Annotated in this window: 14 protein-coding genes; 9 read left to right on the top strand and 5 right to left on the bottom strand. The window is 37.9% G+C overall.

What is annotated here, in order from left to right:
• The first annotated feature begins 128 nt into the window (after positions 1-128).
• On the top strand, positions 129-731 hold the full coding sequence (ribA, locus tag HUS24_RS12515) for a GTP cyclohydrolase II (RefSeq protein ID WP_173912574.1): 603 nt from the start codon (positions 129-131) through the stop codon (positions 729-731).
• Positions 732-844: 113 nt separating this feature from the next.
• Here the strand turns inward: ribA and hemN are convergent, their stop codons facing one another.
• Positions 845-2209, bottom strand: a complete 1365-nt coding sequence (hemN, locus tag HUS24_RS12510) for an oxygen-independent coproporphyrinogen III oxidase (protein ID WP_173912301.1) — start codon at positions 2207-2209, stop codon at positions 845-847.
• 334 nt (positions 2210-2543) lie between these two features.
• Here hemN and hemF point away from each other — a divergent pair, with 334 nt between their 5' ends.
• Complete coding sequence (gene hemF, locus HUS24_RS12505) at positions 2544-3491, top strand: oxygen-dependent coproporphyrinogen oxidase (protein WP_173912300.1); 948 nt, start codon at positions 2544-2546, stop codon at positions 3489-3491.
• Between the two features lie 555 nt (positions 3492-4046).
• Positions 4047-4835 carry a shikimate dehydrogenase gene (gene aroE, locus HUS24_RS12500; protein WP_173912299.1) on the top strand — a complete coding sequence of 263 codons (789 nt, stop codon included), beginning with the start codon at positions 4047-4049 and terminating at the stop codon, positions 4833-4835.
• A gap of 62 nt (positions 4836-4897) precedes the next feature.
• Here the strand turns inward: aroE and HUS24_RS12495 are convergent, their stop codons facing one another.
• Positions 4898-7243: a hypothetical protein gene (locus HUS24_RS12495; RefSeq protein ID WP_173912298.1), complete on the bottom strand. Its 2346-nt coding sequence runs from the start codon at positions 7241-7243 to the stop codon at positions 4898-4900.
• A gap of 236 nt (positions 7244-7479) precedes the next feature.
• On the opposite strand from HUS24_RS12495, the gene HUS24_RS12490 reads away from it, so the two are divergent.
• Positions 7480-9303 carry an acyl-CoA dehydrogenase C-terminal domain-containing protein gene (locus HUS24_RS12490; protein ID WP_173912297.1) on the top strand — a complete coding sequence of 608 codons (1824 nt, stop codon included), beginning with the start codon at positions 7480-7482 and terminating at the stop codon, positions 9301-9303.
• 85 nt (positions 9304-9388) lie between these two features.
• Positions 9389-9832, top strand: coding sequence for a GNAT family N-acetyltransferase (locus HUS24_RS12485; protein WP_173912296.1), 444 nt, complete (start codon positions 9389-9391; stop codon positions 9830-9832).
• A gap of 32 nt (positions 9833-9864) precedes the next feature.
• Here HUS24_RS12485 and HUS24_RS12480 read toward each other — a convergent pair whose 3' ends face one another.
• Together HUS24_RS12480 and hemW are read right to left on the bottom strand one after the other, a co-directional pair.
• Positions 9865-10350 (bottom strand): hypothetical protein, encoded by a 486-nt coding sequence (locus tag HUS24_RS12480; protein ID WP_173912295.1) that lies wholly within the window; start codon positions 10348-10350, stop codon positions 9865-9867.
• Positions 10351-10415: 65 nt separating this feature from the next.
• Positions 10416-11570: a radical SAM family heme chaperone HemW gene (gene hemW / locus HUS24_RS12475; protein ID WP_173912573.1), complete on the bottom strand. Its 1155-nt coding sequence runs from the start codon at positions 11568-11570 to the stop codon at positions 10416-10418.
• Between the two features lie 119 nt (positions 11571-11689).
• On the opposite strand from hemW, the gene HUS24_RS12470 reads away from it, so the two are divergent.
• Positions 11690-12151 (top strand): DMT family transporter, encoded by a 462-nt coding sequence (locus tag HUS24_RS12470; RefSeq protein WP_173912294.1) that lies wholly within the window; start codon positions 11690-11692, stop codon positions 12149-12151.
• Positions 12152-12189: 38 nt separating this feature from the next.
• On the top strand, positions 12190-13542 hold the full coding sequence (locus HUS24_RS12465; protein WP_173912293.1) for an MATE family efflux transporter: 1353 nt from the start codon (positions 12190-12192) through the stop codon (positions 13540-13542).
• A 61-nt stretch (positions 13543-13603) separates the two neighbouring features.
• Here the strand turns inward: HUS24_RS12465 and HUS24_RS12460 are convergent, their stop codons facing one another.
• Positions 13604-13813 (bottom strand): DUF1737 domain-containing protein, encoded by a 210-nt coding sequence (locus tag HUS24_RS12460; RefSeq protein ID WP_173912292.1) that lies wholly within the window; start codon positions 13811-13813, stop codon positions 13604-13606.
• 195 nt (positions 13814-14008) lie between these two features.
• On the opposite strand from HUS24_RS12460, the gene HUS24_RS12455 reads away from it, so the two are divergent.
• Together HUS24_RS12455 and HUS24_RS12450 are read left to right on the top strand one after the other, a co-directional pair.
• Positions 14009-15307 (top strand): AarF/ABC1/UbiB kinase family protein, encoded by a 1299-nt coding sequence (locus HUS24_RS12455; RefSeq protein WP_173912291.1) that lies wholly within the window; start codon positions 14009-14011, stop codon positions 15305-15307.
• 225 nt (positions 15308-15532) lie between these two features.
• A complete protein-coding gene (locus HUS24_RS12450; protein ID WP_065994051.1) occupies positions 15533-15781 on the top strand; it encodes a type B 50S ribosomal protein L31 in 249 nt (82 codons plus the stop codon).
• Positions 15782-15802: the final 21 nt, after the last annotated feature.

Below are 15802 nucleotides of genomic sequence, written 5' to 3'. Positions count from 1 at the left end.
TCAACCATTATCGTGTTGTTTATACAAAAAAGAAATTATTCTGTATAAATTCATGGTTCACGAATATAGTAATGCCCTAGCATTACGCTATACTTTAGCCAATTTATCAGAAATTGATGGAAGAAACTGTGCCTATTGAGTTTGTCGCAACATCAAAATTACCAACTGCTTTTGGTGATTTTAAAATCACCGTATTTCAAGACCCTAAAACTGGTGAAGAACATGTCGCACTTTCAAAAGGTTTAGACCTTCCCCCAACCACACCCGTTTTGGTTCGTATTCATTCTGAATGTTTAACAGGTGATGCTTTTGGTTCACTCAAATGTGACTGTGGTCCACAATTGCACAACACGATGCAAATGATCAATGATGAAGGTCAAGGCGTGATTTTATATTTACGTCAGGAAGGTCGTGGGATTGGGCTTACCAATAAAATCCGTGCTTATGCCTTGCAAGATCAAGGACATGATACAGTCGATGCGAATTTGTTGTTAAATTTACCTGCTGACGCACGTACTTACGATATGTGTAGCATTATGCTCAATCATTTACAGGTTCAACAAGTCAAACTCATTACCAATAATCCTTTAAAATTAAAGGCATTAACAGATTTAGGCATTGATGTGGTAGATCGTGTGCCGTTGACAGTCGGTTTAAATAAGTTTAATGCAGATTATTTGAAAACCAAACATGATCGTATGTCACATATGTATGATCAGGATGATTTTTAAATCACCACCTTTTCAACAGTACTTTTCTAGATGATTGATAAATAAAATTCAGCCATATAAATCACATGCTGTAAAGCAAGATTTATATGGCGATAAGGTTTCTCACTGTCCAATCAAATCGTCATCGAGAAAATCTGTGTTTCAGGTTTTCGACGTTTTAAATGCAAATCAAAAGCCATACAAATATTGCGTACAAAAGGTTTGCCTTGCTCAGTAATCATGATTCGCTCTTGCTCAATCACGAGCAAATGATCATTTTGCATTTCTTGGAGTCGCTGAAGCACATCTGAAATTTCAGGAAAATACATGGCTGGGTCAGCCCAAGAGGTTTCAAAAGCACACATCAGATTTAAAATATGTTGACGAATAATTAAATCTTCTTGTGACAAAACATGCCCTTTCACCACAGGAATTTCATCTTGCTCAAGTCGTGCATAATAGTCTTCTAATTTTTTTTCATTTTGCGCAAAGCTATACCAACTATCACTGATCGAGGAAGCACCCAAGCCAATCATGACTTGCGTTTTAGATGCAGTGTATCCCATAAAATTACGATGTAATGTTTGATTTTTAAAAGATTGATACATGCCATCTTGTGCTAAAGCAAAATGATCCATGCCAATTTCATGATAACCATGCGCTAAAAGCTTTTTCTTACCTTCTTCATAACACTGACGCTTCAAATCATCTTTTGGAACGTCATGGTCTTTAAAACCCCGTTGACCATTTCCCTTAATCCAAGGCACGTGCGCATAACTATAAAATGCCAAACGATCTGGCATTAAGCGTTTAGTTTGCTCTATCGTAAATAAAACATCATCTAAATTTTGAAATGGCAACCCGAAAACCAAGTCATGAGAAATAGATACATAGCCGATCTCTCTCGCCCACTGGGTTACATTTTCAACATTTTCAAAGGGCTGAATACGATGAATCGCTTTTTGTACTGTGTCATTATAATCTTGCACACCAAAACTCACTCGACGGAAACCGAGATCATATAAGGCTTGTAAATGTTCTCGCGTGGTATTGTTCGGATGTCCTTCAAAGCTAAACTCATGCCCTTCTACAATACTTGCTTTGGATAAAATCCCCTGAATCAACTGCTGTAGATGTGTCACAGAAAAGAAGGTTGGTGTTCCCCCGCCCAAATGGATTTCTTTAATTTTGGGAGTATCGCCCAGTAATTGACAATACAAATCCCATTCTTTGAGGACTGCTTGAATATAAGGTTGTTCAACATCATGGCGCTTGGTGATTTTCTTATGGCAACCACAAAAAGTGCATAAAGTTTCACAAAATGGCAAATGAATATAAAGACTAATCCCTTCAGTTTGATTAGATTCATCAAAAGAACGTTTTAATGTTTGCTTCCATAATTGCAATGAAAATGTTTGTTCATCCCAATACGGTACCGTTGGATAACTGGTATAGCGTGGTCCAGGAACATTATATTTTTGAATTAAAGAAGTACCCATATTTACACCAACTCTAAAAGCCACGTTATTGACCACAGCAATAAAAATCTATAAATCACCTACTGATCTGTCGTTCATTCTGATCGGCTCGCTATAATAATTCAAGTATTTGCTTGATGCTTTTACATCAAACCTCTGCCTCTACGAAAACGCTATATTTGATATATCGTGGCTTATTTGGCAAAGCGTGTTTAGCAAAGCATGCGCATTTAGCTACGCCATTCATCATTCGATTGCATTTGACCAGACAAAACCTTACTTTTTTTATGGTTTTATGTTTTTATATACTTGAATTAGTCATTTTTCAATTTGAATCTTCCTTATGAGGGTCATTATGCAGAACCCAACTTCAGCTGATATTCAGCGTGTACGTGAATTTCTCCTTGATTTACAAGCAAGAATCTGCGCTGGCTTAGAAAAACGAGAACTCGAAAGTGGTGGCACAGCAACCTTTGAAATTGATGATTGGGAGCGCCCAGAAGGTGGGGGTGGTCGCTCACGTGTTTTACAAAATGGTATTGTGATTGAAAAAGGCGGTGTGATGTTTTCACACATCAACATTTCAAAACTGCCTGCGTCTGCGACGGAGCGTCATCCGAATATTGCAGGTGCAAAAGCCCAAGCCATGGGCGTTTCTTTGGTAATTCACCCTAAAAATCCAAACGTTCCAACCTCACATGCCAATGTGCGTTTATTTGTTGCTGAACCAGAAGGTCAAGATCCTGTTTGGTGGTTTGGTGGTGGTTTTGATTTAACCCCATTTTATCCAGATGATGCCGATGTTTTAGCATGGCATCAAAAAGCCCATGACCTATGTGCGCCATTTGGTGATGATGTGTATACACAACATAAGCAATGGTGTGATGATTATTTTTATTTAAAACATCGTGACGAACAGCGTGGTGTCGGTGGTTTATTTTTTGATGATTTAAATCAATGGGATTTTGAAAAATGCTTTGAATATATTCAAGCGGTGGGTAATGGTTATCTCAATGCCATTTTACCTATTTTCCAAAAACATCAAAATCAACCGTATACCAAAGCACAGCGTGATTTCCAACTGTACCGTCGTGGTCGCTATGTGGAATATAACTTAGTTTATGACCGTGGCACTTTGTTTGGACTACAAACAGGTGGGCGCATTGAATCAATCTTAGTCAGTATGCCACCTCTTGCAGCATGGTCATATCGTCCTGAATGGGATGAAAATTCTCCAGAAAAACGCTTAACGGAATATTATTTAAAACCAAGAGATTGGTTCAAGGAACTCAAAACTCAATAAAAAAATCTCAATTTCACAACCCTAATGACGAGAGTATGAGCATTAGGGTTCTTTTTTGAAAATTGATCTTGCACGACAAATTTAATATCTCAAGGGTTTATAGTGTCTTAGCATTTATAGGCATAATTTGTCACATTTGCATACAGCTTTTAAATCCATTTCAGCGATATTTCACGTAAACTGGTAATGCTCTTCAGCTTGAATGACATCAAAATGACGTATTCAACTGTTATTTTGTACGCTCAAACTACAGGAAATTAAAATGCACACTAAATCTATCAATCTAAACTGTGTCATTTTTTGCACACTTTTTATAGCATTAATGAGTGCGATCAGTACTGTGATTTTTTCAGAACAAGCCTTTCATGATAATTTTGGTTTTAGCTTAATATTTTTAGCAATCATAGGCTTATGTTTTAATATGAGTGCTATTTTTGTCAATACCATCCGTGATATTTGTAATCCTTAAATTTTCCTTTCAATATTCTTGTTCGACTTTAGCACCGCGCATTTTTGACGTATATTAGGCTCATTTAAGTCCAAGGATGTTGCAATATGCGCAAACAGTTTGCCGTTATTGGTAATCCCATTGAACAATCTCGTTCCCCTGAATTACATCATGCGTTTGCTGCCAAAACAGGCGTTGAACTTGATTATGTAAAACGTTTTGCGCCTTTAGATGGTTTTGAAGACAGCGTTGCTACTTTTTTTGCTGAAAATGGCTGTGGGATGAATGTTACCGTGCCATTTAAAGAGCAAGCTTTTGCGCTTTGTGAACATCTTTCTGAACGTGCCAAAATTGCCAAAGCTGTGAATACCTTATGGATGGAAGATGGCAAACTACATGGTGACAATACGGATGGTCAAGGTCTTGTTGCAGCGATTCAAGCACTGGACTGGTCATTAGCAAACGCCTCTATTTTGATCATCGGTGCAGGTGGCGCAACCCGAGGGGTGATTTACCCTCTAGTACAGGCAGGTGTAAAAAAAATCGTCATTGCTAATCGTACCCTTGCACGTGCAAAACAACTAATTGCAGACTTAAAAGATGCAGTACCTGAGGCGGAATTATCTGTATGTAGTTTAGATGACTTACATGGTACGTTTGATATTGTGATCAATGCCACTTCTGCCAGTTTATCAGGCGATGTCTTGGTTTTACCTGAAACTTTAAGGTTTAATCATGCATATGAAATGGCATATGGCAAAGCGTCCACTTTTCTAGATCAGGCCAAAGCCCGTAATGTTCCAATAGCTGAAGGTTTTGGGATGTTGGTGGGACAAGCAATAGAAGCGTTTTATATCTGGAATGGGGTTAAGCCAAATATTAAAGATTTTCTTTAAAAAATGATTTCGCTTTAAAACAAAAAGAACCTCCGTAGAGGTTCTTTTAAAGTCTTCACTTTTTACTTCAAGTTGGCAGCACTTAAAGCCTCATAGGTTTCTTTAAAGATTTGATAATCAATAAATTCAACTGAGTCTTCGGTTAAACTTGAAACAATACTGGCTTTAAATTTGTTATTTTTTAATGCCACATAAGCTTTTCCTAACACCTTCACAGTCTTATCAAACTCTTGTTGTTGCTCTGCGTCTACACCATTTTCTTCATCAAATTTTTGCTTATAGTAATGTGCAAATACTGCCTCGGTGGTTTTATATTGCTTTAATAGTTTTTGCATTTCAAGCACGCTTTTTTGTGCTGTCATTGCCTCAACCACGATTTCATCTACATCATTCCCCATGTCGTGATCAAATTGTTCATCCTCTTCCAAATGATGTTTTTTCTGAAGCGCTTCAATCTGTTTTAAAGCTTGACCTTTCAGATTATAAATATCCTCATCACTATAAGAATAGGCATAAACCGCTGCAATTTCTTGTAAATCCTGTGCTGAATACTGTTTTACAATCTGTGGATAGTCATGAGTAAGTTTTGCAATAAACACGGCTTTATAGGTTTTTTCATAAGACTGTGTTTGTTGATAAAGCTTTTCTGCCAGTTGATTTAAATATTCAGAAAACTCGACTGTTTGAGATCCAGATGTTGCATCAGTAGCCCCAAACACCTGTTGCATTGGACTGCCTTTAAAGATCTCTTTAAATGATTTAGCTTGATTTAAAATTCGACGATCGATTTTGCTGGCATTGCCATAATTTTTGAACTGCATATCAAACTTAACATTTAATTTACGATCAAATTCATCAAGATCATATTTTAAATCATAGTCGGCTTTGACCATGCGCCCTTGTTGATCTAGCGAAATATCCATAATGAATGGATTACGCTTAGCTTTCGGCACTAAAACAGCATCAATATCAGCTTGGTGTTCTGACCATAATTGTTTAAAGCGTTGAGCCGTAACTAACTCACCTTTTGAACCTAAAGATGCAAATTTTGCAGTCAATGCCCTATTTTTTTCCGATAATTGCATTTCTAGCAATGATGGTGATGAAGCTGCTTCAAATACATCCATTTCATAAGCATATTGGCAATAAGCGACATCGCCCATACGAAGATTATTTTTATTTTTAGTTAAATCTTCACATTGTTGCTCTGTTAATAATGCACCAGCAGCAGACTCCTCATCATCTGAGACTGTTTCATCATCTTCACTGCTTGCCGTCGCCTCTGCAGCTGCTGCAATCGCTTCCTCTGCCGCCGCGGTAGCATCCTCAGTTGCTGTCATTGTTTCTGCTACTGCAGTTTCATCATCTTCATCGGAAATATCTAAAACGGTTTTATTCACTGCTTCATAGAGTTTGTACATCGCAGCAGTCGCTTCATCTTGCTCATCTTCAGTAGCGTCTGCATGCTCAGCAGCCGCTTCTGCCACGGCTTGGGCAGTTAAAGCTTCTATCGCTGATTGCTCTACTGCTGCGGCATCTACACCAAATATGGATTGCATTAAATATTCACGGTTCACCGTGTTATATAAATTTGCTTGTAAAAACAACTCTTCTACACTGCTGTTAAGGCGAATTTTTTCCACAATCCCTTGCTGCTTTTCAGCATCGGTTAAGCGTAAACTCTGTAACTGATCTTGCGAAGCCAAGGCATAACTTGTTGCGCTCGACTGTTTCAAATACTCAATCAACGCCTGTTTATTCACTTTAGAAATGTGATCTTTATATTTTGAAAAATCAAAATAAGCATACTTATCTTGGTCTTGCGGATTGGCTAAATAAGGAACCAATGAAAAAATCTGCGTGTAAAACTTATAGTCGTTAAAATCCACTACTGTCGGAATACGAACAGCTACCAATAAATTTGGCTTTTTGTACTCAGTTGAAATATTCATTGAAGCCATTTTCTGACGATAATTGACCGTACCGTCATACTGGATATTTAAATCGTTCAACATTGTTTCAACAAAATTTGCCCCTTTACCGAGCACATCAGCCAATGAAGCCACATCTTTTTTTGCGACATTTTTATACAGTGCTTGTTTTTCAGTTGTGTTGAGTTTGATGTTTTGTGCTGCTAAATATTGGTTTAATTTTCTTTCAATTTCAGGCTCTAAGCGCAATTCTGGATTGGCGTGAGTGCTTGTTTTCACCCCTTGATTTTGAGCTAAATTGACCTTGACCTGACCTGAATAGTCAAAACTTGGATATTCATAAATTGCGTTTAACGCTTTGCTTGCACGTTGTGCGGGATCTAAGTCTGAATGACTAGGATTGGTTTTAATGACATGAGATGAACATGCCGCTAAACTTAAACTGAATAGACTTAAACTTAAATATTTTAATCGCATAAGATTGCCTAACACCTTGAATAATTATAATTACCAACAGAAGTCTTTAAAAGAGTATTTTTAAAAATGGTTAAAATTATAGCAAAGTAAAAACAAAATAGCTTGTACCAATTCTTACAAATTAGCCTTTCTGACATTTTATTTAGTGACTATTATCAATGTAATTTGCATCTAATTATGAATAATAAAACCATCGTTAAAAAATCCACAACTATTTTTAAATTAGGATTAAATACATGCCAGCATATAAAGCCCCGCTCCGTGATATTCGCTTCTTAATGAATGAAGTTTTTGACTATTCTGCGCATTATAAAACGCTTTCTATCGGTGAAAATGCCGATGCAGATACGGTTGATATGATTTTAGAAGGTGCAGCAGATTTCTGTGAAAATGTTCTTTCTCCTTTGAACCAATCTGGTGATGAAGAAGGCTGTCACTTTAAAGATGGCGAAGTAACTACTCCAAAAGGTTTTAAAGAAGCGTACGATCAGTTTATTCAAGGTGGCTGGCAAGGTTTGTCATATCCAGAAGAGTTTGGTGGTCAAGGCTTACCAATGTCTTTAAATCTAATCAAATCTGAAATGATGGGTACTGCCAACTGGTCATTTACCATGTATCCAGGCTTAAGTATGGGTTGTATGAACACCATCATGCAGTTTGGTACTGATGAGCAAAAAGCAACCTATATGCCACACCTAACTGCAGGTACGTGGTCAGGCACAATGTGTTTAACTGAGCCACAATGTGGTACTGACTTAGGTCAAGTGAAAACCAAAGCAGAACCTAAAGAAGATGGTACTTATGCGATTACAGGTACAAAAATCTTCATCTCTGCGGGTGAGCATGATTTAACTGAAAATATCATTCATATCGTACTTGCTCGTCTGCCAGATGCTCCTGCAGGCACAAAAGGAATTTCACTCTTTATCGTTCCTAAATTCATTCCAACTGCGGATGGCGGTGTTGGTGAACGCAACCCAGTAACTTGTGGTTCAATCGAACACAAAATGGGAATCCGTGCTTCTGCAACTGCGGTATTAAACTTTGACGGTGCAACAGGTTATTTGATTGGTGAAGTAAATAAAGGTTTGCATGCAATGTTCACATTTATGAACACTGCACGTATTGGTACTGCGGTTCAAGGTTTAGCGCATGCTGAACTTTCTTTCCAAGGTGCTTTACCTTATGCAAAAGAACGTATGTCTATGCGTGCGCTTTCGGGTAAAAAAGATCCTGAAAAAGTGGCAGATGCGATCATTCATCATGCTGACGTACGCCGTATGTTGTTGACCCAAAAAGCAATTGCTGAGGGTGGTCGTTCAATGATTTATCATGCAGCACAGCTTGCAGATAAAATGACGGATGCACTTGCACAAGGCGACCAAGCAAAATTTGATGAATATGATGACAAACTTGGTTTCTATACCCCAATTCTAAAAGGCTTCTTAACTGAAATGGGCTTAGAAGCAGCAAATCATGGTATGCAAGTATTTGGTGGTCATGGTTATATCAAAGAACATGGCATGGAACAAATTGCTCGTGATGCACGTATCGCAACTTTGTATGAAGGTACAACTGGTGTACAAGCACTTGATTTAATTGGTCGTAAGGTTCTACTTTCTTCTAAAGGTAAAGTAGTACGTGAATACACTGCTGAAATCTTGAAATTCTGTGGTCAACATGCACGTAACAAATATATGCGTCGTTTTGCATGGGATTTAACCAAAATCTGTGCACAGTGGAACGCTTTAACTGTTCGTATCATGCTTGCTGCACGTAAAGACCGTGACATCGTGTCTTCTGCATCTGTAGACTTCTTGATGTTCTCTGGTTATGCAATGATGGCATATTACTGGGCACAACAAGCAGCCGTTGCTTCTGAAAAATTAGCTGATGGCACTGGCGCAGAAGTTCCTGAATTCTATAAAGCAAAAATCAAAGTCGCTGATTTCTACTTTGAACAATTGTTACCGCGTGCACAAGGTCATGCTGAATCTATGGTCAATCCATCTAAAACGATGATGGCACTTGAAGCTGAACATTTTAGTTTTGATTACTAAGATTGAATGATTTTAAGTTAGAATAGTAAAAGAGCGCTTCGGCGCTCTTTTTTTATTCAACTAAAATATCGACATTGGATGAACTATGATACACATCGCCACCAAAGAAGACTTTCCCACCCTCATTGAAATATGGGAACGTTCTGTCAGAGCAACACATGATTTTTTGCCAGAAAACGAAATCATCAGGCTAAAACCCTTAATTTTGAATGAATATTTCCAGCATGTTGTTCTGTACAAATATATCCAAGACGGAAAAATTATTGGGTTTGTTGGCACGAGCCATGACAATATTGAAATGTTATTTATTGAGCCTGACTTTCGAGGTCAAGGGATTGGCAAAGCCTTAACTCTTTTTGTATTAGAAAGCTTAAATATTAGGAAAGTAGATGTAAATGAGCAAAATCCTCAAGCAATTGGCTTTTATCAAAAACTTGGATTTGAGGTGATCTCAAGATCTGAATTAGATGGTCAAGGCAAGCCTTACCCTATTTTACACTTACAATTCAACGCTGAATCACAGCGTTGATTTTTATATAAAAAGCTTTAAAAAAATCAGGCTTATTCTTCTTTCGGTGCAGCAGTTTTCACAGCTTTTAAGAGTTTAAATTTACCTTTCTCTAATATATAAAAACGAGTCGTTAAACTTTCGACCTCCCAATTCTCATTGGTATGTTCTTCTTGTGTGACCAATAAACGACTGTTGGCTTTACTTGCAATCACATCTTCAGCATTTTGCTCGCCACCAAAACCTGCATTTAATAGCTTTCCAGTACGCTTACTCACAAAGGAATACATCCGACAACTTGCTCCACAGCCCCACATCGTGATGACATATTCACCAGCAAAATCAGGTTTTTCTTTTAAGGCATCACGTAATCGGGTACGGAACATACGTGCATAGTCATCAGACAGATCGAGTTGTGCAGTTTTCCCTGTATAAACGGATTTGACTGGATAATCTGAAAATTGTGGAACATTAGTTTTGGCATGTAGTACAGTGACGCTGAGCATTGAACAGATCAATGCCATCAAAATTTTTTTCATTATTATGCGCTCAGTTTATACCTTGCATTATCATAGCAAAAATCAAACTTTTGACAGTAGCGTCTTTACAAAAACGCTTCCAATACTGAATTTAAAAATACATGCCCTTTTTCAGTACAGTTTAAAACCTCAGTATCATTCACCATCAACTGACGTTGACGTAATGAATTTAAAATCTCATCCAAATCAGCCAAATCCAAACCTGTACGTTCTGCATATAACTGCGCTTGAACACCATCCATCAAACGCAACGCATTCATCATAAATTCAAACGGCAAATCTTCATCTTCAATCCGTTTAAATTGCAAATGTTCAGCAGGTACTTTGACTAAATAATCTTTAGGTAAACGAGTTTTCTGAAAACGATATACGCCATCCGCTTGAGTCACTTTACCATGTGCCCCTGCGCCAATCGCTAAATAATCGCCAAACTGCCAATAATTTAAATTATGTGCCGATGATTTTTCTTTACGCCAAGCAGAGACTTCATAATTCACAAAACCCTGTGCTTTTAAATAGGCTTCACCTTGTGCTTGAATATCTGCTAAAACATCTTCAACAGGTAAAATCGGTTGCGTGCGAAAAAATACAGTATTGGGTTCAATGGTTAATTGATACCAAGAAATATGCGTTGCACCATTTTCCACAGCTAATTTAAGATCATGAAGTGCCTGCTCTAAAGTTTGCTCAGGCAAGCCATGCATCAAATCGACATTGATGCGTTTAAAACCTGCGTGTTTGGCATGCTGAATTGCGGCTATTGCATCCTCATTGGAATGAATCCGTCCTAATTTATGTAAATGTTCAGGATTAAAACTTTGCACACCTAGCGATAAGCGGTTAATTCCTGCTTGCAAATAATCTGCAAAAGGATCATGTTCCACTGTACCAGGATTGGCTTCTAAGGTTATTTCACAATTCTGTTCAAACGGAATAAGCGCTTTTAATTGGGCAAATAACCATTGATAGGCTTTTGCTGAAATGAGCGATGGCGTTCCTCCACCGATAAAAACGCTATGTATTTCACGTCCCTGCGCAAACTCAACTTGTGTTTTAAAGTCCTCAACCAATGCCTGTAAATATTCTTGTTCAAGTTCTAATGATAATTTTCCATCAGGTACCGCATGCGAATTAAAATCACAATAGGGACATTTACGCACACACCACGGCATATGAATATAAAGAGAAAGAGGAATATTTTGAGGATTTAAATCAGCCAAGGAAAAGCTCAGATGTTTTTGGAGAATATATAATTTTAGCATGACTTCACACTTTCGATTAGTACAAGTCATTTATTTCCATTAGACTAAAAATCATCAAGGATGGAGATAATAACAACATGATGAAACTCACCAGCCAATTTCTCTTATTGTTACCTTTGGCAATGGGAATTGGCATTGCCATGAGCGTTCAAACTGCGATCAATACCCAGCTAAGAGAATATTTACACTCCCCTTTACAAGCTGCCCTTTTGTCATTTTTAATTGGTACAATAGTGCTCGCAATTTTTGTGTTTTTTCAATCCACACCTAAACCAACTTTACAAAGTTTAGGACAAATTCCGTGGTATCTCTGGCTTGGTGGTTGTTTAGGTGTCTATGCCATCAGCATCAGCATTTATACTGCGCCAAAACTGGGCTTTTTGACCTTATCTGGTTTGATCATTTTTGGACAAATTATGATGTCAATGCTATTAGACCATTTTGGCTGGCTTGGTGTTGAAAAAACTCAACTCAATTGGCAACGTCTTTTCGGTGGCGTGGTGATTTTTATTGGTGTGCTTCTCACTCTACAACGCTAACCCTTCATTTTTCTAAGCACATTTAAAACGAGTAATACGTGTCAAATCATGCTGCCACTACGACCCGCTTTGAATTAAAGCAACTTTTTCATTTAATGCTACCCATTTTGGTCACACAGTTTGCCCAAGCAGGCTTTGGTCTGATCGATTCGATCATGGCTGGACATTTATCCGCACAAGACTTGGCAGCAATTGCTGTTGGTGTGGGTTTATGGATTCCTGTAATGCTATTATTTAGTGGCATTATGATTGCAGCCACCCCATTGGTCGCTGAAGCACAAGGCGCACGTACACCTGAGAAAATCCCATCGATTGTGCGTCAATCTTTATGGATTGGTTTAGTTTTAGGCATCATCGCAGGGTTAATTTTGCAAATTCTGCCATTTTTATTGCCTTTGTTTAATGTCCCTGAAAGCTTGATTCCAAAGGCAAGTTTGTTCTTACATGCGATTGGTTTTGGTATGCCTGCGGTGACAATGTATGCTGCATTGCGCAGTTATTCTGAGGCGATGGGTTATCCTCGTCCTGTCACTGTACTGAGTTTGCTGGCTTTGGTGGTATTGATTCCATTGAACTTTATTTTCATGTATGGGCTTGGACCAATTCCAGAACTTGGGAGTGCAGGCTGTGGTTTTGCCACTGCAATTTTGCAATGGCTGATGTTTATCGCTTTGGCTATTTATGTTTTTAAAGCCAAACCTTATCAAAAAACCCAACCGTTGAAACAGTGGGAAAAAATTAACCCAGTTTTGATCAAAAGAATTTTAAAGCTTGGTTTACCGATTGGCTTAGCGATTTTCTTTGAGGTTAGCATTTTTAGCACTGGTGCGATTATTCTCAGTCCACTGGGGGATATTACCGTTGCTGCACATCAAATTGCGATTTCCATCACCTCTCAGTTGTTTATGATTCCCATGTCTTTGGCGATTGCGCTGACCATCCGTGTTGGAATGTATTATGGTGAGAAAAATTGGGCTGCGATGCGTAAAGTTCAATGGGTTGGTTTATTAACTGGAACGTGCTTTGCGGCATTCACTATGTTGCTGATGTGGTTTTTACGACCTGAAATTGTTGCTGCTTACACCTCAGATATTGCAGTTTCACAAGTGGCGATTTACTTGATTTTATTTGCGATTGGCTACCAACTGATGGACGCTTGGCAAGTCAGTGCTGCTGGGTGTTTGCGGGGTATGCAAGACACCAAAGGCCCGATGTGGATCACTATGTTTTCTTATTGGGTGATCGCCTTCCCAGTAGGCATTTATCTAGCACGTTATACTGAAATGGGCGCAGCAGGGGTTTGGACAGGGTTGATTGTCGGTTTAACTATTGCTTGTGTGCTGTTAATCAGTCGCTTGTTGGTGATTAATAAACGACTAAGTCAGATTTAAGAAATTAAGCCTGTTTTTATATCAAACTCCTTACTTTAATTTAGGTAAGGAGTTATTAAAGTCATTGCTTTGCTATCGCATCTTTCAAGCCTTGCGGGACTTCATTTTCATCTGCAACATTTTTCACAATTGCCTGTCCCACAATTACATCAGTACCATTAAAGGTCATGGTGGGCGAACCATACAGTTCATAACCTTCATTCAGCGCCTTAGTCACCCGAGCACAAAAATTCACATCATCTTTACCTGTTAAATAACGATAAACTTTCATAGTCATAATTCATTTTTTAAATTAAAATCATTTTAACGCTGCGTAAATAATTAATGTAAGATTAAATAGATAAAAACATATTTAAAAAATAGCGAAGCAGAAACAATATCTTAACAATTTAAAATAGGCAGTTTAAGAATAGTCGCCTATGATTAAAATCAGAAAAACTTCATCAAAGTTTAAGGATTTGTCTGAATGTCTAAAAATTCAAGTACGCCCGGTCGCCGTTTTATGAAACTTGCAGGCATGACCGCAAGTATCGCCACCAAAACTGTGTCCAATTCTATTCGCAATTTTAATGCTGATGAAGATAAAAAAAATGAAGCTCGCAGTAAACTTTTCCAAGACATCGGCTTACAAATTGCGGATACACTTGGGGAGATGAAAGGTGCGGTCATGAAAGTTGGACAGATCGCTTCTCAATATAAAGACATTTTCCCGCCAGAAGTAGCCAAAGCCATTGCAAAATTACAACGCCAAGCTCCTGCAATGCCTTTTGCTGAAATCAAAAAACAAGTAGAAAAAGAACTCGGTAAACCTTTAGATCAAGTGTTTAGCCACTTTGAAGAACAACCTTTTGCCGCAGCTTCGATTGGGCAAGTACATAAAGCAACACTACCCAATGGCGACCAAGTCGTGGTTAAAGTGCAATATCCAGGCGTAGATGAGGCCTGTGAAAGTGACCTCAAACAAGTTCGTTTGGCTTTACGTTTAATGGGCGTTTTGAAAGTTGATAAAAAACTGCAAGATCGTTTATTTAAAGAGATTCAAGACAGTTTACATGAAGAATTAAACTATGAAATCGAAGCACAAAACCTGCAAGTTTTCCGCACCTTTCACCAAGCCTTAGATAGCCAAATCATTATTCCACAAGTTTTTCCTGAGTTTTCTAGCCGTCGTATTTTGACGTTAAGCTTAGAAAAAGGTGAAAGCATCGAAACAGCCAGTACGTGGGATTTAAGCATTCGCAACCAAATCGGTGAGCGTCTGATTCGAGCTTTGGGGCAAGAAATATTTTTCTTAAAACGTTTTCATTGTGACCCACACCCAGGCAACTTCGCTTTTCGTGAAGATGGCAGCGTGATTATTTATGATTTTGGTGGGGTTAAAACCTTATCCAATGAAATTATCCAACACTTTAAAAACTTAGTACGTGCCGGTCGTAAAGCGGATATTAGTACCATTGAAAATGAATTAACCGCACTGGATGCTCTGGCTGAAAAAGGTAAGTTTCCTGAAGAATTATACCAAGAATGGCTTGAGGTTCTATTACGTCCACTGACCACACACTATGATTTTGCTGAAAATTCTGCGCATCATGATGGCATGAAATTGGTGAAAAAATCCTTAAAATATTGGGATGTTTTCAAACCTTCACCCGATACATTAATGGTCAATCGTACTATTTCTGGACATTATTGGAATTTGATTCAACTGAAAGTACATGACGATTTAAGTGATTTATTTGAAGAGTTATTACCTCAGCAAAATTAAGATTATTGCAATTTTTAATTCAGTCTATTTTAAGTATGGCATTTTAAAGTAAACTTAATTTGAAGCCTAAACACATCCTCCAGTTTAGGCTTCATTTTTTGTTTCTTCATTTACAAAATAACTTTTTAATATTCTCATGCTCATTTTAAACACTCAGAATCTACTTTACATTTTATTTGTTATGTTATAACATTTTATTAAATACAAAAATGATTGGAGTCTACAATGCGTCCGAATATCCATCCTGAATATCGCCAAGTTCTGTTTCACGATACCAATGCCAATGCCTTTTTTTTGATTGGCAGCACCATTCAGACCAAACAAACACGTGAATACGAAGGTCAAGAATATCCTTATGTTGCTTTAGATATTTCGAGTGCTTCGCATCCGTTCTATACAGGTGAAGTGCGTCAAATCAATAATGAAGGTCGTATCGCAAGCTTTAACAAACGTTTTGCACGTTTTAAACGTTAATTTTTTCTTTTTCAGTTTAAC

This window comes from Acinetobacter sp. Marseille-Q1618 (genome assembly GCF_902809855.1).
Taxonomy (GTDB): domain Bacteria; phylum Pseudomonadota; class Gammaproteobacteria; order Pseudomonadales; family Moraxellaceae; genus Acinetobacter.
Note: the sequence above shows the minus strand (reverse complement) of the source record. Positions and strands in the feature narration are given on the sequence as shown.

What these genes read in the sequence shown, in the direction of transcription:
- hemN (WP_173912301.1), bottom strand. Translation starts at nt 2,209, where the DNA reads ATGGGTACTTCTTTAATTCAAAAATATAATGTTCCTGGACCACGCTAT.
- hemF (WP_173912300.1), top strand. Translation starts at nt 2,544, where the DNA reads ATGCAGAACCCAACTTCAGCTGATATTCAGCGTGTACGTGAATTTCTC.
- aroE (WP_173912299.1), top strand. Translation starts at nt 4,047, where the DNA reads ATGCGCAAACAGTTTGCCGTTATTGGTAATCCCATTGAACAATCTCGT.
- HUS24_RS12495 (WP_173912298.1), bottom strand. Translation starts at nt 7,243, where the DNA reads ATGCGATTAAAATATTTAAGTTTAAGTCTATTCAGTTTAAGTTTAGCG.
- HUS24_RS12490 (WP_173912297.1), top strand. Translation starts at nt 7,480, where the DNA reads ATGCCAGCATATAAAGCCCCGCTCCGTGATATTCGCTTCTTAATGAAT.
- HUS24_RS12485 (WP_173912296.1), top strand. Translation starts at nt 9,389, where the DNA reads ATGATACACATCGCCACCAAAGAAGACTTTCCCACCCTCATTGAAATA.
- HUS24_RS12480 (WP_173912295.1), bottom strand. Translation starts at nt 10,350, where the DNA reads ATGAAAAAAATTTTGATGGCATTGATCTGTTCAATGCTCAGCGTCACT.
- HUS24_RS12470 (WP_173912294.1), top strand. Translation starts at nt 11,690, where the DNA reads ATGATGAAACTCACCAGCCAATTTCTCTTATTGTTACCTTTGGCAATG.
- HUS24_RS12460 (WP_173912292.1), bottom strand. Translation starts at nt 13,813, where the DNA reads ATGAAAGTTTATCGTTATTTAACAGGTAAAGATGATGTGAATTTTTGT.
- HUS24_RS12455 (WP_173912291.1), top strand. Translation starts at nt 14,009, where the DNA reads ATGTCTAAAAATTCAAGTACGCCCGGTCGCCGTTTTATGAAACTTGCA.
- HUS24_RS12450 (WP_065994051.1), top strand. Translation starts at nt 15,533, where the DNA reads ATGCGTCCGAATATCCATCCTGAATATCGCCAAGTTCTGTTTCACGAT.